The organism is uncultured Reyranella sp., assembly GCF_945957355.1.
Lineage (GTDB): Bacteria > Pseudomonadota > Alphaproteobacteria > Reyranellales > Reyranellaceae > Reyranella.
In genome coordinates, this window is the sequence record NZ_CAMFKM010000004.1 from 68,762 (window position 1) to 87,171 (window position 18,410).

Genomic DNA, 18,410 nt, shown 5'->3' on the forward strand with positions numbered 1-18,410 from the left:
AATCTGCCGGTCGGTGGTCGAGGCCGGCGCGGCATGCAGACGGCGGAGGGCCAAGGGAAGATGACAATCGCGGTGGCGGGGGCGACGGGGCTGATCGGAAGACACGTGGTGGATGCGCTTGCCGGCCGGACGGGGGCAGGAGAGTCCGTCGTCGCGACCTACAGATCGCGCGCGCCCTTTTCCGCGGAAGGCGTTCGGTGGGTGCAATGCGATTTCAACCACCGGGACCAGGCATCGCGGGCGTTCGCCGATTGCGAGACGGTCATCCTGTGCGCCGGGCGGGTCTCCACCAGTGCCGTGCTGCGGGAAGAACCGGTGGAGTCGGTGCTCGACAACCTGCGCATTGTCACGAATGCCATGGAAGCCGCGGCACGAGGCGATGCGCGGCATGTCGTGCTGGTCAGTTCCTGCACGGGCTATCCGCCCGCCACGGAACTTCTGGAGGAGGATCGATACGAGACCGGCAACCCGCCGGGGCACTGGTTCGGCGTGGGATGGATGCACCGCTACCTGGAGAAGCAACTCGAATGGTATGTGCGGACGTTGGGTTGGTTGCAGTCCGCCATCGTCCTGAGACCGACCCTGGTTTACGGGCCGTACGACGATTTCGACCCGCGGACGGGTCATTTCCTGCCGTCGCTCGTCCGGCGGGTCGTCGAGCGCGAGCGGCCGATCCGGCTGGCCGGAGACGGCACCCAGACGCGAAACCTGATCCACGCCCGCGACCTGGCCGCAGCCGTGAAAGCGGTCTGCCGGCCTGACGAACGGAGCTTCCGGGCCTTCAACGTGGCGACACCGGACGAAGTCTCGGTTCGATCCATCCTGGAGACCCTGCTCGACGCCGACGGTTTCGAAGATGCGGTGGTCGAGCTGGAAGGCCAGAATCTAGGCCCTGCGATGCTGCGTGTCTCGGGGCGCCACTTCATGGAGGCGACCGGCTGGCGGCCGGCCACGTCGATCCGGGATGGCCTCGGAGAGTTGCTCGCCTGGTACCGTGCCAACCGCCTTGTTGAATAGTTGCAGGCGTATCGCTAGGAGAGGCGGCAATGGCGGCCGGATTGGCCGAATTTCTGGCTGGGGAATGTAGTTTGATGGACAGCGACGAGCGCTACCGCCGACTTTTCCGGACAGCGCTGACGATCAGGCTGGTCGAAGAGCGCATCATCGAGCTCTACCCGTCCGACAGGATCCAAAGCCCCGTCCATCTGTCGATCGGGCAGGAAGCCGTCGCGGTCGGTGTCTGCGACGCGCTGAACGCGGACGATCTCGTGTTCGCGACCTACCGCTCGCACGGCTTCTACATCGCCAAGGGCGGCGCCCTCGACAAGATGTTCGCCGAGCTCTACGGCCGCATCGGCGGCGTCTCCAAGGGCAAGGCCGGTTCGATGCACCTTTCGGCACCCGAAGTGGGGCTGATGGGCTCTTCCGCCGTCGTCGCCAGTTCCATTCCGCATGCCGTCGGCGCGGCGCTCTCGTTCAAGCGCCGGGGCAGCTCGCGCGTGGCCGTCGCCGTGTTCGGCGACGGCGCCACCGAGGAGGGCGTCTATCACGAGAGCCTGAACTTCGCCGCGCTCATGAAGGTGCCGGTGCTGTTCCTCTGCGAGGATAACGGGCTCGCCGTGCACAGCTTCAAGAACGCCCGGCAATCCTACAATCTGCTCGAACACGCCGCGACCTTCGGCATCGAATGCCGGCGGGTGGACGAGGGCTGGGACATGCTGGCGATCCGTCAGGCTACCCGCGACGCGCTCTCGGTCGTGCGCGCCGGCCGGCCGTTCGTCCTGGAGATCGCCACCGGGCGATACAAGGAACATGTCGGCGTCGGCGACGATTTCCACTTCGGCTACCGCAGCGCCGCGGACATCGATGCATGGAAGGCGAAGGATCCGCTGTTGCTCGACGCCAAGCTCGTGGCCGAACTCCGGCCGGAGATCGACCGGGAAATCGCGGCGGCCGCCGCGTTCGCCGAGAGCAGCCCCTTCCCGGGCCGCGACGAATTGCTGACCGACATCATCTAGGCAGGGCTTGAGCATGAACGTCTCTACGAAAGAGCGTCCGTCGACACAGACGCGCGTCCTGTCCTATGCCGGCGCGCTGCTGGAGACCATGGATGCGGCACTGGCCGATCATCCGAACACCTTCATCATGGGCCAGGGCGTCGACGACTTTAAGGGCATCTTCGGCTCGACCACCGGCCTCGCGGAGAAGTACGGCGCCGCGCGCGTGTTCGACGTCCCGCTGATGGAAGAAGGCATGACGGGCGTGGCGATCGGTGCGGCGCTGGTCGGCGACTATCCGATCACCACGCACATCCGCGCCGACTTCTCGTTCCTGGCGATGAACCAGATCGTCAACCTCGCCTCCAAGTACCGCTACATGTTCGGCGGCATCATGTCGTGCCCGATGCTGATCCGCCTGGTCGTTGGGCGCAGCTGGGGGCAGGGGGCGCAGCATTCCCAGAGCCCGCAGGCGACGTTCGCCCACTATCCCGGCCTGACGGTCGTCATGCCGTCGACCAGCCAGGCGATCCTCGACATGTACCCGCAGATCATCGCCCGGCATCCCGGCCCGGTGGTGAGCATCGAGCACCGCCTGCTCTACAACCTCGACTTCTCGGTTTCGGCGGGTGCCCCGTCGAAGCCGATCCCGCTCACCAGCTACGTCGCCCGCGAAGGGTGCGACGTGACCGTCGTGGCGACGTCGGTGATGGTGCTCGAGGCGCTGCGCGCGGCCCAGTACGTGGCCGAGAAGGCCGGCATCGAAGTCGAAGTCATCGACCTCAATTCCATCAGCCATCCCGACTGGGACCTCGTCATCGGGAGCATCCGCAAGACGGGCCGGCTGGTCATCGCCGATACGTCCTGGCTCGAATACGGCGTTGCCGGCGAGGTCTGCCGCCAGGTCATGCTGCGCGATCCCTCGATGCTGCGTCAGGCGCCGGCCATGCTCGGCATGGCCGCAGCGCCGTGTCCCACGGCCAAGAGCCTCGAGGACATCTACTACCCGAGCCAGCATGAGACGGTCGAAGCGATCCTGACCCAGGTCCGCGGCACCGGTCATGGGATCGAGCTTCCGGTCGAGCGATCGATGACCGAAGGCTACAAGCGCTTCAGGGGCCCGTTCTAGCGGCGCGCCGGACTGGCCGGGTCGTTCCTGTACCAGTCCAGCGTCCGCCGCAGCCCCTCCGCCAGGGATAGCTTCGCCTCGAAGCCGAGCAGCGAGCGGGCGAGACCATTGTCCATCAGGCGCACCGGGACCGTGCTGGGCTTGGAGGCATCGAACGTCACCCGGGCGTCGGAAAAGCCATCGACGTCCAGCAACGTTTCGAGGACCTGCCGGACGGCATAGCCCTGGCCGGCGCAAATGTTGATCGCGAGGAAGGGCAGGTCCGTCGCGACCGCGGCCAGGGTGCCCTCGACGAAATCGTCGATGTAGATCAGGTCGCGGATGTCCTCGCCGGTACCCCACACCTGGAGCGGCGTCTGCCGTTCGGCGACCCGCCGCACCAGGGCGGCCGTCACGTGGCTCACGGCAAAGTCGAACTTGTCGTAGGGGCCGAAGACGTTGGAGGGGCGGATGACCACAGTGGGCATCGGATTCGCAATCTTCTCGGCATAGGTCCGGCAGAGGATCTCGGCGTAGCGCTTCATCCAGCCGGCGGGAAAATAGACCTCCTCCGGATCGCCGTTGAACATCTCCGCTTCGGTCACGGGCCGCGCGCCCGTCCCCGGATAGGCGGCGCCGCTCGAAATGAAGCACACTTTCTTCACCTGTGCCTGGTAGGCGGCTTCGAGGAGAAGGCTGTTGATGAGCACGTTGGGCGTCACATGCACGAGCGGGGTCGTCCGGATCACACCGGCGCCGGAGGTCTGTGCCGAGCAGATGAAGACGACGTCCATACCTTCGACGACACGGGCGCAATCCTCCGGGCGACGCAGGTCGGCTTGCACGATTTCGGCGTCAGGGAACGCGGCCTGAAGAGGCTTCCGGTGCATCGTGAGACGCAGTCTGGCGCCGAGGGCCGTCAATTTCAGAGCCAGGTTGGTTCCCAGGAAGCCCGCCCCGCCTGTGATCAGAACCTTTTTGCCCGCAAACTGCATTTCGCCCCCGAGACACCGAAAAATCCCTGCTGGACCATGGGATTATGGCCGTCAATCCTATTGCAATGCGAAGTGGGCCGCTCTACCTCTCAGGGCGACTTCCACCGACATTTCATCCACTACTTTGGCTGGATCCCGCCAAGGAACCGAGGACAACGGGGCGCAGCGAATGTCCACGCCACACGCCGACGAAGCCACTGTGCAAGCCACGCCTCCGGCGAAGCCGCTGGTCGTCGGTCTGGTCCAGATCAACAACTCCTTCTCCGGCCAGAACTATCTTCCGTATTCGGTCGCTCTCCTGCAGACCTATGTGAAGAAGTTCGCCGCCCGGCCGGAACTCTATCGGTTCCTGCCGCCGCTCTACAAGCGCGTGCGCATCGCCGATGCCGTCGAGGCCCTGAAGGATGCCGATATCGTCGGCTTCAGCACCTATGTGTGGAATGGCCGGATTTCGCTGGAGATCGCGCGGCGCCTCAAGGCGTTGAAGCCGGGCATCGTCATCATCTTCGGCGGGCCGCACGTTCCCGACCAGCCCGAGTCCTTCATGCGGGCCAATCGCCAGATCGACCTTGCGGTCCATAACGAGGGCGAGCGGACCTTCCTGAAGCTGCTCGAGACTTTCGACGACCGCGCGACCTGGGACACGGTCCCGGGCATCAGCCTGGTCCGGGCCGACGGCAGTTTCGTTCGCACCAAGAATCTCGACCGTGTGCGCGACCTCGACGAGATTCCCTCGCCGTTCCTCGAGGGCGCCTTCGACGAGATCATGGCGGCCAACCGGACCGAAAGCTGGATCGGTCTCTGGGAAACCAACCGCGGCTGTCCCTTCCGGTGCACCTTCTGCGACTGGGGATCGGCGACGGCGGGCAAGGTCACCAAGTTCGGCGAAGAGCGGCTCTATCGCGAGGTCGACTGGTTCGCCGAGAAGAAGATCGAATACATCTTCTGCTGCGACGCCAACTTCGGCATCCAGAAGCGCGACGTCGACATCGCCAACTACGTCGCCGACGTGAAGAAGAAGACCGGCTATCCGGTCGCGCTGTCCGTCCAGAACACGAAGAACGCGACGGAACGCGCCTACCAGACGCAGAAGATCCTGTCCGACGCCGGCCTGAACAAGGGCGTCGCCCTCTCGATGCAGAGCGTCGACATGCCGACGCTCGAGGCGATCAAGCGCGACAACATCTCGCTCGGCACCTACATGGAGCTGCAGCGCCGCTTCACGCGCGACAAGGTCGAGACCTATTCGGATTTGATCCTGGGGCTGCCCGGGGAGACCTACGAGTCCTTCGTGCGCGGCGTCGACCTGCTGATGGAGAACGGCCAGCACAACCGCATCCAGTTCAACAACCTGTCGATCCTGCCGAACGCCGAGATGGGCGATCCCGCCTATCAGGCGAAGTACGGCATGGTCACGGTCGAATCGAAGATCATCAACATCCACGGCGAGCGCATCGAGCTCGACGACGATGTACCGGAAGTCCAGGACCTGGTGATCGCCACGGCGGCGACGCCGCTCGACGACTGGCGCCGCACGCGCACCTTCTGCTGGATGACGGCGCTGCTGCACTTCGACAAGCTGTTCCAGATCCCGCTCATCCTGGCGCACGGCATTTCCGGCATTTCCTACCGCGACATGATCGAGGCCTTCATGGCCGCCGACGAGAAGCGGTTCCCGACGATCGCCTGGATCAATGCCTTCTTCGAGAGCGAGGCCCGATCCATCCAGCAGGGCGGCTCGGAGTACGTTTTCTCGAAGGAATATCTCAACATCTTCTGGCCGGCCGACGAGTACATCTTCGTGAAGCTCACGGCGGAGGGCCGGTTCGACGCTTTCTACAAGGAGGCCGGCGAGCTCCTTTCCGAGACGGTGCGGGCCCGGAGCGATGGACTTCCGATCGAGATCGTCGAAGAGGCGGTTCGCCTGAACCACGCACTGGTTCATCAGCCCTTCGCCAAGGGCGACATAAAGGTGAAGCTCGACTACGACCTTCTGGACTACTGGAACAAGGTGCGCGGCGGCGAGCCTGCGCTGCTGCGCAAGGTCCCGATCGTCGTGGAAGTGGACCGGACGAGCCGGCCTTACGACGATTTCCAGAAGTGGTGCCGGGAGATCGTCTGGTGGGGCAACAAGAAGGGCGCATATCTCTATTCGCCGCGCGCCGTCGAGATCACGCCCGAGCTGGCCGGACACTACTGAGCCTGCGGCCGAGGCAATGAAGTATCGCAAGCTGGGCGGGACCGGCATTCTGGTCTCGGAGGTCGGCTTCGGCGCCTGGGGCATCGGCGGCAGAACGGCCGGCGCCACGTCCTACGGCGACACCGATGACGCGCAATCCCTCAGGGCGCTTCACCGGGCGCTGGACCTCGGCATCACCTTCTTCGACACGTCCAGTGCCTACGGAGCCGGACATAGCGAAGTCCTGATCGGCAGGGCGGTGGCCGGCAGGCGCGACAAGGCGGTGATCGCCACCAAGGCCGGGTACGACGATTGGACGAGGCCGCCGGACTTTTCGGCTGCCGCCATCAGGCGCTCGACCGAGCTCAGCCTGCAGCGCCTCGCCACGGACTATCTCGACGTCCTGCAGCTCCACAATCCACCCTCGGACGTGCTCGCGTCCGGCGAGACGAGAGAGGTGCTCGCCTCCTTGCGCGCCGAGGGAAAAATCCGGTCCTGGGGCGTTTCCGCGAAGGCTCCCGCCGGCGCGCTCGAAGCGCTGCGCCTGGTGGACGCCCCGATCGTCCAGGCCAACTTCAACATGATGGACGTCCGCGTCGTCACGGAGGGGCTGCTCGACGAGGTCACTCGGCGTGGCGCCGCTTTCATCGCCCGGACGCCGCTTTGCTTCGGCTTCCTCACGGGGACGATCGATCGCACGACGGTCTTCGCCGCCGGAGACCACCGGGCGGCCTGGTCGCGCGCCCAACTCGACAACTGGATCGACGGCGCGGGAGATCTGATATCGGCGGTCTCGGCGACGCCCGGACGCGAGGCGGTGCTGAGCGCGCTCCGCTTTTGTCTCTCGTTCGCCGGGGTCTCGAGCGTCATCCCGGGCGTGCTGCACCCGGCCGAGGCGGAGACGAATGCCGAAGCGAGCGCGCTGGGAGCTCTGCCGGCCGATGTCGTCGACCGGGTGCTGGCGATCAACGCGAAGAGGGATTTCTTCGTTTCGCCGGTACGCGCATCCTGACGAAGTCGAGGAGGTTGCCGCCGGGGAATTGATGGCCGGCGATGCCGGCCGCCGCCGCCGCCTGCATGTCGATATCGCGATCGCCGATCATGAATGACCCGTCCATTTCGACGTTCCATTCCTTCTGAAGCTTCAGGATCATCCCAGGCCCCGGCTTGCGCATCTCGGAAACCCGCCGGTAGCGCTCGACCACCCCCTCGGGGTGATAGGGGCAGTACTCGAAGCAATCGATGTGGGCGCCGGCACGCTGCAACTCGCCCTGCATCCACCCGTGAAGCGACTTCACGTCATCTTCGCCATAATAGCCGCGCGCGACGCCGGCCTGGTTGGTGACGGCGAACACGTAGTAACCGGCGTCGTTCAGCCAGCGGATGGCCTCCCGAGCGCCATCGATCCAGCGGATCTGCTCGGGCCGGTGCACATAGTTGTCGTCGTGATTGATCACGCCGTCGCGGTCGAGGAAGGCCGCCGGCCTGCGCGTGAAGGCCGGCATGGCGTGCTGCGAGCGGGCAAAGTCGTCGGGAACCCCGATGTCGATGAACGTGCCTTCCGCTGCGAGCCCGAGGAGTTGGCCCTCCGAGGCAAGTGGAGGCAGAACATCGTTCTCGAGCGAGCAGGGGACGCTTTGGATCCTGTCGAGGATTCTCCGCCGGACCAGATAGATACCGGCATTGATCGGGAGTTCGCTTTCCGCCTTGGGAAGAAATCGCGATACCCGGTCTTCCCGGGTTTCGACGCGGCCGTATCGCCCCCCGCCGACGCCGCGAGCGAGGGCGAGATGCATCGTCCAGTCGTCACGCTCGAGGGCCGGGACGAGCGCCAGCCAGTTGAAGCCGAAGAAGGAATCGCCGTTGGTCAGGAAAAACACCGGATCGAGGGCGGCTGCCGCATTGGCGAGAGCGCCGGCCGTTCCCAGCGGCGACTGTTCGACAATCACGTCGATCGACAGTCCGCCGACGACCCTGCCGGCATAGTGCCGGACGACTTCACCGGCGCTGTGTCCGGCGAGCAGCAGCAGCCGCTGGAGTCCGAACCGGGCGGCCTCGTCTATCAGATAGTCGAGGAAGGGGCGGCCACCGACCTCGAGAAGGGGTTTGGGCATGTTCCGCGTGAGCGGGCCGAGGCGCGTCCCGAGCCCGCCGACCAGACAGACGACCTGCCGGACGGTCATGGCGTGTCCCAGGCCGCGCGAACCACGGTCCGTTCGGTAAGAGCCTCGCGCGCCAGCCCCCAATCCGCATCATTCGTCACGAGAGAAGTATCGTTCTTCGCGTAGCGCGCCGCCTTGGCGACGAAGTGACGCTCGATCGAGGGCGCGAGGATTTCTTCCAGGCCGCGCACCCGGCGGCGGGGATAGTTGAGCCATACCCGCAGGTTCATCGCCAGTTCCCGACGGTTTCGGCCGATCAGATAGTGATCCAGGCGGAGCTGCCAGTCCTTCCAGATCGTGGCCACGCGCTGGGCGTGCGTGTTTCCATGCACGACCTTGTAGATGCATTCGTCCTGCCAGTGGACTTCGGAGGCGCCATGCGCCGCCGCAGCGTGAAGCGCGATCGAATCCGAATCGAGGCAGAGCACGGTCCGGTCCTTCTGGTAGCCGCGGATCTCATGCCACCGCGCCGTCGACATCAGGATGAAGTCACCGCAGGCATTGCTGTGGAGGTCCCGCATCTTCCAGTCGATGCTGTGGGTCAGGCGATCGTTCCTGTGGACGACATGGCGCGCCAGCGAGGCGAGGAGCTCGTCGTCCGGCAGGTCGAGCCAGCTCTCGTCCTCCATGCGGGCATCGAGCCTGTCGCAGCGGTAGACGTGGCGGTCGTCGAGATCGAGTTGGCCGATCGTCGCGACGAGCTTCTCCGAGTAGAACGTATCCAGGGCCTTGGGCGTCACGAAGCGTCCCCGGGCCCGCCGGAAGCCGACATTCGCCGCGTTGTTCACGTGCATCCCGCGCTTCTGCCAGCCCCGCGGGCCACGATGGAACTGCGGGGGCACGACGATGAACCGCACGCTCGCGTGGGACGTGCCGCCGAGGAAACCATTCATCTGGTCCGCGAGCAGGGGGCTCCCCGGTGGCGGGTTCCATTCCACGACGATCACCTCAGAGGGGATCTTGTGCTTGTCGAGCTGGCGGACGAGAAAGCCTATGGAGTGTTCGAGGCGTTTTGCGTAGTTCGGCGTGTAGCCGTCGTTCCGTGCCCAGCCAACGATGCTGAGATAGGGCGGGGCATGCATTCGTTGACACCTGCTCTGACGGCTGATGCGTCGGTTATTTGGGGCGGTTTGTTATCGGCGCGGTAGAATTCCGTCAATTGAGTCCAAGGGCCGAGACACCCTGGACCTGATCGGGATGCCTTGACGTTCCAGCGACGCTAAGATAGCGGACAGGCCGAAATAGCGGTTTTGGCGGGCCATCGGAGCTTTCCGGCAGTTCTGCGAGCGATCTCGGGGCAGGATCGGGCCCGGGTCCTCTGGGCGGTCAATTCGGTCCCACACCGTGCAGGAGCAGTTGTGTGAGTAACTCAGGGATGTTGTTGCGCCTGTCGGGTAGCCTGCGAGAGGCGCTGGGTACGCGGCGCCGGCAACCGGTCGACGAGTGGGTCGCGGGCGGCAACGGCAGCGAAGCCGAACATCTCTTCCTGCGGGCGACGACGCTTTTCCGAACGGGTGACGGCGAGACAGCCATCCGCCTGCTCCGGCAGGCGATCGCGATCGCCCCTGCATTTTCGGATGCGATCGAGGCCGAGGGCGAAGCTCTCGACATGGGCGGTGACCCGGCCGCGGCCGCAGCCCGCTACGACGAAGCCCGCAGGCTCCGGCAGGTGGGACGGCCCGGGGCTCCCGACCGACACTTCGTCCTGCGCCAGCAGGGATCGCACACCGCTGAGATCGTCGCCTACACGAGGGTTCTGAAGTCCCTCAAGAAATTCGCCTTGCCGCACCTCGCGCGCGGAAATGCCTATCTCGCCGACCGGCAGCCCGAGCTGGCGCTGGCCGACTATGATCGCGCGCTGAAGCTGCATCCGAACTCTCTGGACGCCCTGGCACTGAAAGGCGAGGCCCTGTCCGCCCTCGGCCAGCACGCCGCCGCGATAGAAGCCCTCGACCGGGTCATCGCCGCCCGGCCGAAGGACGCGGAAGCCCTGAACGCCCGGGGGATCGCGCACATGGCGCTCGGGCATGTCGACCAGGCCAATGGTGACTGGCGGCAGCAGCTCGGCCTGCTGGCTGGCCGCCCGGCCGCGAGTGCCTATGTTGCCTTGCGCCTGGCAGACTACGCCGTCGCGCTGCCGCATCTCGAGGCAATGGTTCGGAATGACCGCCGGGATCCCTACTGGGCCCTGTATCTGGGCACGGCATTGCTTCGGCTGGAGCGTCCCCTGTCAGACAGGGAAACGGTGGACGGCGACTCCTGGGTCTCGTCGCTGCTGGCGCTGCAGGCTGGCAAGGCTTCCGAATCAGAAGTGATGGCCCGGGCCGACACTGCCGCCCGCCGTGCCGAAGCGCTGTTCCAGCTCGGCGTCGCCGCCCATGCCCGGGACCGGTCCGCCGCCCGCTCGTATTGGCAGCAGGTAGTGGCCACCGGCCTTCCGACGCTCGTGGAGTACGCAGCAGCCCGCAACGAGCTGGCGCGTTCCGCTTCCTGACTGATCGCCCGTCACGCGAGGTCCCATGTTTTCCGTCATCATCTACGGCCGCAACGACACGCACGGCTATAACCTGCACAAGCGTGCGGCCATCAGCTTCAATGCTCTCGCCGAAGTGATGTCGGATCCGGACGACGAGATTCTCTTCGTCGACTACAACACGCCCGACGATCATCCGACGTTTCCGGAGGCGATTCACGACACGCTGACCGAGAAGGCCAAGAAGGTCATCCGGATCCTGCGGATTCGCCCCGAGCAGCATGCGCATCTGAAGTCGAAGACCCACCTGGTCGCGCTGGAAGCCCAGTCGCGCAACGTGGCGCTGCGCCGGTCGAATCCCAGGAACCGGTGGGTCCTCTATACGAACACCGACATGCTTCTGGTTTCGCGCACCCCGGGCGAATCGCTCAGCGACATCCTGGGTTCCGTTCCGGATGGCTTCTACCAGATCCCGCGCTTCGAACTGCCGGAGATGCTGTGGGAGGCTGCCTTCGACCGCCGCGATCCCGCCGGCAATCTCGAGAAGTTGCGGGACTGGTCGGTCCGCTACCATCTCAACCAGGTCGTCCATAACTTCATGCCGATGAAGTACGATGCGCTGGGTGATTTCCAGGCAGCGCTTCGCGAGGACATGTTCGCCATCCATGGTTTCGACGAATCGATGCTGCTGGGCTGGCATTGCGATTCGAACCTGGCCGCTCGTCTCGCCCTGTATCGCGGTCGCGTCGACACGCTGATCGACAAGGTCTTCGGTTATCATTGCGACCATACCCGCGTTGCCGCCGCCAACAACAAGGGCCGGCAGACGCGGATGAACGACCAGGACCAATATATCTGGAACGTGTCCACGCCTTACGTGCCGGAGCAGGCCGAGAACTGGGGCTGGCCGGATGTAGAGATCGAGGAAGTGAGGCTCGACCGCGAGACGTCCTACCAGCGCTTCACGGCGGGGTTGGATGCGGCGCTGAAGCCGGCCACGGTGCCGTACACGTCGACGAGCCTCGAGTGGTTCCTCTACGACGATCTCACCTACGACATCGACCACACGCTGCCCTTCGTGGCCGATCAGATGCTGACCTATCCGCGCTCGACATCGGTGATGATCGTCGGGACGCGCAAGGAGTTCGTCGAGCGGTTCCTGACGGCGTGGCGAGCCATGGGATTCACCGGTCCGATCCTGGTGCCGAACGAATGCGAAGGGCTTCCGTCGGATCTGGAAGGATTGGAGAGGGGCACCTTCGAGGATCTGCTCCCGCGGGCCGAGATGTTCATTTTCGAGTTCGGCCTGGCGACGCAGAGTCCGGACGAGCCGATCCGCATAGGACGGCAGGCGGGGCCGCTGGATACCAAGCGCCTCAAGGTCGTCGCCAAGCTGTTCAGGCAGGCGACGTCGACGGAGGCGGAAACGCGGCCTCCGGGTCGGCGGACCCCGCGTCGCTTCGTCGGCGTCAACGTGATCTACAACCGGTTCTGGCCGCTGTTCACGGACTATGTCGGAGCCAACATCAACCCGTTCTGCAGCCAGGTGCTTGCTGGGCTGCCCCGCGTCGATCCGAGCCTTCGTGGCAAGGTGCTGCGCTTCCGCGGACGTCGCGCGATCTGACGTAGGGGCCGAGCGAAGCTCGGCCCGTTGAGCGACAGGCTGCGGCTTGGCTACAAGCCGCCAAGCTTGCAATGTCCGAGAGCGCCGAAGGACGAACAACCGCCTTATGGCCCTTCCGTCGACGTCTTACGTCGACGCGCTTGTCCGGGAGGGCATGAAAAAGCCCGCACGTGGCGGGCTTCGTCATCCGATGTGGGCTCGGTCCTACCGGCCCGATCCGAGATAGAGCAGGTCGGCGACCTCCTCGAACTGGTCGGCGGGCAGGGTGCGCCACAGGTCCAGCACGGTCAGGCGCTGGCCGTCGCGCTTGCACCAGGCCGGCGAGATCTCCTTGTACTGCGGCCAGCCGGTCGCGACGATCAGCAGGTCGCACTCGCGCACCGCCCCTTCGATCGAGGAGCCGCCGACCACCTTGTCGCCCAGCACGGCCAGCGCCGCATCCTGGGCCAGCGGGTCGTGCACGGTGACGACATAGCCCGCGTCGGCGAGCTTGGCGGCGAGCTTCACGCTGTGGCTCTCTTCGACGACCGGCGTATGCGGCTTGTAGGAGAGACCGAGAATGGCGATGCGCGTGCCGGCCTTGGCGAACTTGGAGACCAGGGCGGAAAGACGCTCCACCTGGAAGTTGTTGATGCGGTCGGTCGCCTCGGCCACGTCGGCGCGGGCGCCGATCTTGCGGGCGAAGGCGGCGAAAGCCACGTTGTCACGCGGGAAGCAGGGGCCGCCATAGCCCATCGCGCCCTTGAGGTACTTCGCGCCGATGCGGGTGTCTGCGCCCAGCGCCTTGGTGACGGCGTCGACGTCGGCGCCGGGGATCCGGTCGCAGATGTCGGCCAGCATGTTGGCGTAGGAGATCTTGGTCGTGACGTAGGTGTTCACCGAGATCTTGGTCAGCTCGGCGTTCACGAAGTTCATGCGCTGCACCGGCGGCTTCTTCTCGCACATCTGCAGGTAGATGGTCTGCAGCATGTCGCCGGCCTTGGCGTCGCTCTCGCCGATCAGGATCGAGTCGGGGAAGAGCATGTCGCGCACGACGCTGCCCAGAGCGATGAATTCCGGATTATAGCAGAGGCCGAGCTCGGGGCCGACCTTTCGGCCGGAAGCGGCCTCGAGCGCGTCCTTGATCTCGGTGCCGGTCGTGCCGGGCATCACCGTGCTGGTGATGACGACCATGTGGTAGCCCTTCTTGTTCCTCAGGGCCTTGCCGAGCGTCTCCATGGCCTGGAGCACGAACCGGTTGGAAAAGAAGCCGGTGCTGTCGGACGGCGTCGGCACGATGACGAAGCTGGCGTCGCTCTTCTGGATCGCCTCATTGGCGTCCATGGTCGCCGAGAGGCGCTCCTTGTTGGCTGCGATCAGCTCGTTGAGTTGCGGCTCGACGATCGGCATCTTGCCGGCGTTCATGGCGTCGACGAGCGTCTTGTTCACATCGAGGCCAATCACGGTGAAGCCGCGGCTGGCGAGGACTGCCGCGAGCGGCGCACCGAGCTTACCGAGACCGACGACCGAAACGCGGGGCAGAGTTGCTGAGGTCATTTCCATGTCCGTTTTGAAGGCCGGTACTGATACTGGCGCCAGCGGCCGGATGCCACCCCGATTTTGCAGGGGCAGTCGGGGTAAACACCGCTTGCGCGCTCCCGTCGCAGGGGCGAAAAATCGTGTGCAATCAAGCGCCAAGCGCAGGGGAACTGGATGAAAGTGGAGTTTTCGGCCTTTCCGAAGGCCTTTGCGGGCAATGTCGCGGTCTTCGTCGGTGACGACAAGCAGCTCCTGGCGACCGCCCAGTCTGTCGATGCACAGACCGGGGGTGCCGTAGCCCGGGCTTTCGAAGGCGGCCGCTTCACGGGCGCCAAGGGGCAGACCCAGACCGTGCTTGGCCATTCCGGCGATATTGCACGGCTTCTGCTACTGGGCGTCGGCAAGGGCAAGGAGCTGGATGCCCGGGCAGCCGAGGGGCTGGGCGGTGTGATCGCCGCCGAAGCCAATGCCGCGGGCCATACGGCCGTCACGGTGGTCGTCGACCCGGTGAAGGGCAGCCGCCTGTCGCCGGCCCAGATCGCAGCCCATATCGCCCTGGGCATCCGGCTGCGCAACTACCGTTTCGACAAGTACAAGACCAAGGACAAGCCGGAGCAGAAGCTGTCGCTCCAGCAGGTCACCATCGTCCTGGCCGGTCCCGCCGACGCGCGGAAGGCCTATGCGCAGCTCGAACCGGTGGTCGATGCCGTGTTCCTCACGCGCGACCTGGTGAGCGAGCCGCCGAACGTCCTCTACCCCGTGGAGTTCGCCCGTCGCGCCAAGGAGCTCACCAAGCTCGGCGTGAAGGTCGAGATCCTGGGCGAGGCCGAGATGAAGAAGCTCGGCATGGAGACCTTGCTGGCTGTCGGACAGGGCAGCGGACGCGACTCCCAGCTCCTGGTCATGACCTGGATGAACGGTCCCAAGGGCCAGGCGCCGGTGGCGCTGATCGGCAAGGGCGTATGCTTCGACACCGGCGGCATCTCGCTCAAGCCGGCCGCCGGCATGGAAGACATGAAGTGGGACATGGGTGGCGCCGGCGCCGTAACGGGCGCCATGAGGCTGATCGCTGGCCGCAAGGCCAAGGCGAACGTCGTGGCGGTGTGCGCGCTCGTCGAGAACATGCCCGACGGCAATGCCCAGCGTCCGGGCGACGTCGTGAAGTCGATGTCGGGCCAGACGGTCGAGGTCATCAACACCGACGCCGAAGGCCGCCTGATCCTGTGCGACGCCATGTGGTATGCGCAGGAGAAGTTCAAGCCTCAGGCGATGATCGAGCTGTCGACCCTGACCGGCGCGATCATCGTGGCGCTGGGCCACGAGCGGGCCGGCCTGTTCTGCAACAACACGCAGCTCTCCAACCGCCTGCGCGCGGCCGGCTCGGGCATCGGCGAAAAACTGTGGCGCATGCCGCTCGGGCCCAAGTACGACAAGCTGATCGAGTCTGAAATCGCCGACATGAAGAATGTCGGTGGCGGCCGCGACGGCGGCTCGATCACGGCGGCGCAGTTCCTGCAGCGCTTCGTGCAGGACGGCGTCGCCTGGGCGCATATCGACATCGCGGGCGTTGCCTGGTCGGGCAAGGGCGATGTCACGACGCCCAAGGGTGCGACGGCGTTCGGCGTGCGCCTGCTCGACCGGCTGATTGCCGAGAACTACGAGCGCTGATCCGCCGATGGCGACCGAGGTCAATTTCTATCACCTGACCCGGTCCTCGCTGGAAGACACGCTGCCGCGCCTGCTGACCAAGACCTTGCAGGCGGGGGAGCGGGCTGTCGTGCTGCTGGGATCGGCGGAGCGGGTGGATGCCTTGAACACCCATCTCTGGACCTACGATCCCAACGGCTTCCTGCCGCACGGCGCGGCGCGCGATGGCGAGGCCGATCGCCAGCCCGTCTGGCTGACGCATGTCGACGAGAACCCAAACGGGGCAGCGTTCCTCTTCGTCGCCGATCGCGCCAGGTCGGAGAAGGTCGGCGACTACAAGCGCTGCTTCGAATTGTTCGACGGCCGGGACGACACCGCCGTCGCCGACGCCCGCGAGCGCTGGAAGGCCTACAAGACCGCAGGCCACCTGCTTGCCTACTGGCAGCAGACCGACACCGGCGGTTGGGAGAAAAAGGCCTGAGCTAACGCCTGTCGCGCGGCCTCAGATAGGCCTGCCACGCCGCGACGAGACGCTCACGCAAGGGGATCGGCCCCTCGGGCCGGTAGAAATCCGGCGGATCGGATTCGAAGCGGGCCATGTAGCTGCGATAATCGAGCGGTCGGGCCCGGTCGCCCTGCGCCTGGGCGGCCAGCAGGTCGAGGCCGCGGTCGACTTCGATGACTGGCTTCAGCCTGTCGCGGCAGCCGAGCAGAAGCTCGGCGGCGGCATCGGGCACGTCCCAGGCCGACAGGATCGCCGCCAGCTTGGCCACTTTCTCGGCGCTGAGGCTCGCAAGCTTCGACGGACCGTTTGGACCCAGCAGATCGAGGGCGTAGTAGGCCTCGCCTTGGAAGGGGCGGCCGGAATGCGTCTCGGCCGGCGTCGGCCAGATGTAGCGGGCTGGCAGCGCGCGCGAGGAGTAGTTGCGCACGTCGAGCCGGAAGAGATCGAAGCCGTGACGGCGCATGAACCGGTCGGTGTTGTGGAAGGAGTGCTCGTCGGCGGCCCCGTCACCCACGAAATTCACTTCCATCTGCACGGCCAGCAGGTTCGGCGGCAGGCGCCCTTCGAAGCTCTGCAGGATCTGCCAGTCGATGCCGTCGGTATCGATCTTCATGTAGTCGAGATCGGTCCAGCCACGTTCCGCGAGAAGGTCGGGCACGACCATCGGCTTGTTCGGATCGGCGAGCCCGGTCAGTTCCCAGGCATTGTGCCGGAGCTGTTCCTCGGTCGACGCGGTCCGCAGCTTTGCGTCGCGGATCTCGCGCGTGCGCATGAAGCTCATGCGGTCGCGCATCTTCATGATCAGCGGCGCCGCCGGGCCGGCCGACAGGTCGATCGGCGTGTCGGCACGCGGGCTCACGAACGCGGCCACGTAGGAGACGTCGGGGTTCTTTTCCTCCGAGGTGAGGCGTTGGCATTCGCTGGCGCTGGCGTCGATGCCAAGCGCCTTCAGCTTCCCGCCGAAGGCGCGCCACTTCGGATCGAGGCCGCCGGAGCAGCCGATGTCCAGCAGCGCGAACCGTTCCGCCTTCAGCCCTTGGGCGACGAACGCCGGGAACGACATCGCGACGACGCGCTCAGACCGTTGCCACGGGAGTCGCGGGCGAACCGACCGCGCCGGGAAGACGCAGCGGCGGCGCCGTCAGCAGGAACCGCGAGCGCTTCTTGTCGCGCAGCCACAGCGCCAGGTCCTTCAGCCACCAGATCTCGCCGAGGTTCAGCCCGAGCTTGAACAGGCAGTGATTGTGGATCGGCAGCGACGGATGCTCGGCGTCCTCCGGCCCGGGCCGCGCGGGCACCGCCTCGACGCCGTAGTTGTCGGCGATCAATGCCGAGATCTGGCTGTCGGTGATCCACTGCAGCAGGCGCTTGTCTCGACCGTCGAGCACGCAGCACATCGCGTGCGCGCGCGCCGGGTCGACGTTCTTGTTCATCTTCATGATCTCGTCGGTGAACCCGGTGTAGAGCAGCAGCATGTCGCCGGGTTCGACCACGACCTTGTCGGCGTCGAGCACGCGCCTGAAATCGTCGTAGCTCACATATTTGTGGTCGCGGCCGTAGTGCTTCTCGAGATCGACCAGCACGGCGCGGCCCTGGATCGCCTTGGCCGCCATGTTCTCGACACCGAGCTTGTGGGCGTAGGAGAGGTGGCCGCAGCCGTCGCGGCCGGCATCCGGCTGAGGACCGACAACATCGGAGCCAGCCTTGAAGCCATTGTAGTAGAGCGGCTCGGGCACGCCGTCGCCGTCGGCGTCGAACAGGCCGCCGACATGGGCCAGCGTGTCCCACTGCGTCGAATATTGCAGCGTGAGGATCACCCGGTCGTCGCTGGCGACGTCGACGAACTGCGGATTGAGGCTGTTGGTCAGGAAATTGAAGCGCCAGCCATTCTCGTCGCCCGTGGGAGAAAGTACCGGCGGCAGTCGGCGGGGGTTCAGCACGTTGCCGCCCGGAAAGTCGAGCGGCAGGCTCAGGCAGAACGAAATCCCTTCCTTCACCTCGGCGATGCCCTCCAGCACCTTCTTCGGCGTGATCAGGTTCAGGCGGCCAAGCTGATCGTCGTCGCCCCAGTCTCCCCAGGTCGATCCTTCAGGGCGATGCTTCCAGCGCTTCATGATGCGTTTCTCCCTCTTGCCGGCGGGGACACTACAAGGCCCGCTGCAGCGCGTCATTACGTGCGCATGGCTCCCCCCATGCATTTGC

At 65.5% G+C, this 18,410-nt stretch carries 15 protein-coding genes; 9 read left to right on the plus strand and 6 right to left on the minus strand.

All coding sequences use genetic code 11. The features are described from left to right. Window positions 1-60 precede the first annotated feature (60 nt). From Q0Q48_RS08180 to Q0Q48_RS08190, 3 genes are all read left to right on the plus strand, one after another. Window positions 61-1,017 (plus strand): NAD(P)-dependent oxidoreductase, encoded by a 957-nt coding sequence (locus Q0Q48_RS08180; protein WP_295136473.1) that lies wholly within the window; start codon window positions 61-63, stop codon window positions 1,015-1,017. 74 nt (window positions 1,018-1,091) lie between these two features. Further along, on the plus strand, window positions 1,092-2,018 hold the full coding sequence (locus tag Q0Q48_RS08185) for a thiamine pyrophosphate-dependent dehydrogenase E1 component subunit alpha (protein ID WP_295136475.1): 927 nt from the start codon (window positions 1,092-1,094) through the stop codon (window positions 2,016-2,018). Window positions 2,019-2,031: 13 nt separating this feature from the next. Continuing rightward, complete coding sequence (locus Q0Q48_RS08190; protein WP_295136477.1) at window positions 2,032-3,126, plus strand: transketolase C-terminal domain-containing protein; 1,095 nt, start codon at window positions 2,032-2,034, stop codon at window positions 3,124-3,126. Here the strand turns inward: Q0Q48_RS08190 and Q0Q48_RS08195 are convergent. Continuing rightward, the gene (locus Q0Q48_RS08195) at window positions 3,123-4,100 is read right to left on the minus strand and encodes an NAD-dependent epimerase/dehydratase family protein (protein ID WP_295136479.1); all 978 of its coding nucleotides are present in this window, start codon (window positions 4,098-4,100) and stop codon (window positions 3,123-3,125) included. The genes Q0Q48_RS08190 and Q0Q48_RS08195 overlap by 4 nt on opposite strands. A gap of 169 nt (window positions 4,101-4,269) precedes the next feature. Between Q0Q48_RS08195 and Q0Q48_RS08200 the strand changes: the two genes are divergently transcribed. Both Q0Q48_RS08200 and Q0Q48_RS08205 read left to right on the plus strand, forming a co-directional pair. After that, window positions 4,270-6,300 carry a radical SAM protein gene (locus Q0Q48_RS08200; RefSeq protein WP_295136482.1) on the plus strand — a complete coding sequence of 677 codons (2,031 nt, stop codon included), beginning with the start codon at window positions 4,270-4,272 and terminating at the stop codon, window positions 6,298-6,300. A 16-nt stretch (window positions 6,301-6,316) separates the two neighbouring features. Continuing rightward, entirely contained in the window at window positions 6,317-7,291 is a 975-nt protein-coding gene (locus Q0Q48_RS08205; protein ID WP_295136484.1) for an aldo/keto reductase, read from the plus strand. Here the strand turns inward: Q0Q48_RS08205 and Q0Q48_RS08210 are convergent. Continuing rightward, complete coding sequence (locus tag Q0Q48_RS08210) at window positions 7,245-8,462, minus strand: HAD-IIIA family hydrolase (protein WP_295136486.1); 1,218 nt, start codon at window positions 8,460-8,462, stop codon at window positions 7,245-7,247. The genes Q0Q48_RS08205 and Q0Q48_RS08210 overlap by 47 nt on opposite strands. After that, window positions 8,459-9,523: a hypothetical protein gene (locus Q0Q48_RS08215; RefSeq protein WP_295136488.1), complete on the minus strand. Its 1,065-nt coding sequence runs from the start codon at window positions 9,521-9,523 to the stop codon at window positions 8,459-8,461. The genes Q0Q48_RS08210 and Q0Q48_RS08215 overlap by 4 nt, the downstream gene beginning before the upstream one ends. Before the next feature lie 293 nt (window positions 9,524-9,816). Here Q0Q48_RS08215 and Q0Q48_RS08220 point away from each other — a divergent pair, with 293 nt between their 5' ends. Both Q0Q48_RS08220 and Q0Q48_RS08225 read left to right on the plus strand, forming a co-directional pair. Beyond that, window positions 9,817-10,935 (plus strand): tetratricopeptide repeat protein, encoded by a 1,119-nt coding sequence (locus Q0Q48_RS08220; RefSeq protein WP_295136490.1) that lies wholly within the window; start codon window positions 9,817-9,819, stop codon window positions 10,933-10,935. Window positions 10,936-10,960: 25 nt separating this feature from the next. Next, on the plus strand, window positions 10,961-12,538 hold the full coding sequence (locus Q0Q48_RS08225; protein WP_295136492.1) for a hypothetical protein: 1,578 nt from the start codon (window positions 10,961-10,963) through the stop codon (window positions 12,536-12,538). Between the two features lie 204 nt (window positions 12,539-12,742). On the opposite strand, the gene Q0Q48_RS08230 is transcribed toward Q0Q48_RS08225, so the two are convergent. Then, window positions 12,743-14,074, minus strand: coding sequence for a nucleotide sugar dehydrogenase (locus tag Q0Q48_RS08230; protein ID WP_295136494.1), 1,332 nt, complete (start codon window positions 14,072-14,074; stop codon window positions 12,743-12,745). 156 nt (window positions 14,075-14,230) lie between these two features. On the opposite strand from Q0Q48_RS08230, the gene Q0Q48_RS08235 reads away from it, so the two are divergent. After that, entirely contained in the window at window positions 14,231-15,724 is a 1,494-nt protein-coding gene (locus Q0Q48_RS08235) for a leucyl aminopeptidase (RefSeq protein ID WP_295136496.1), read from the plus strand. 7 nt (window positions 15,725-15,731) lie between these two features. After that, window positions 15,732-16,184, plus strand: a complete 453-nt coding sequence (locus Q0Q48_RS08240) for a DNA polymerase III subunit chi (protein WP_295136497.1) — start codon at window positions 15,732-15,734, stop codon at window positions 16,182-16,184. A 1-nt stretch (window position 16,185) separates the two neighbouring features. Here Q0Q48_RS08240 and Q0Q48_RS08245 read toward each other — a convergent pair whose 3' ends face one another. Further along, on the minus strand, window positions 16,186-17,271 hold the full coding sequence (locus Q0Q48_RS08245) for a hypothetical protein (RefSeq protein WP_295136499.1): 1,086 nt from the start codon (window positions 17,269-17,271) through the stop codon (window positions 16,186-16,188). A gap of 13 nt (window positions 17,272-17,284) precedes the next feature. Further along, window positions 17,285-18,322 carry a cyclase family protein gene (locus tag Q0Q48_RS08250; RefSeq protein WP_295136501.1) on the minus strand — a complete coding sequence of 346 codons (1,038 nt, stop codon included), beginning with the start codon at window positions 18,320-18,322 and terminating at the stop codon, window positions 17,285-17,287. Window positions 18,323-18,410 lie beyond the last annotated feature (88 nt).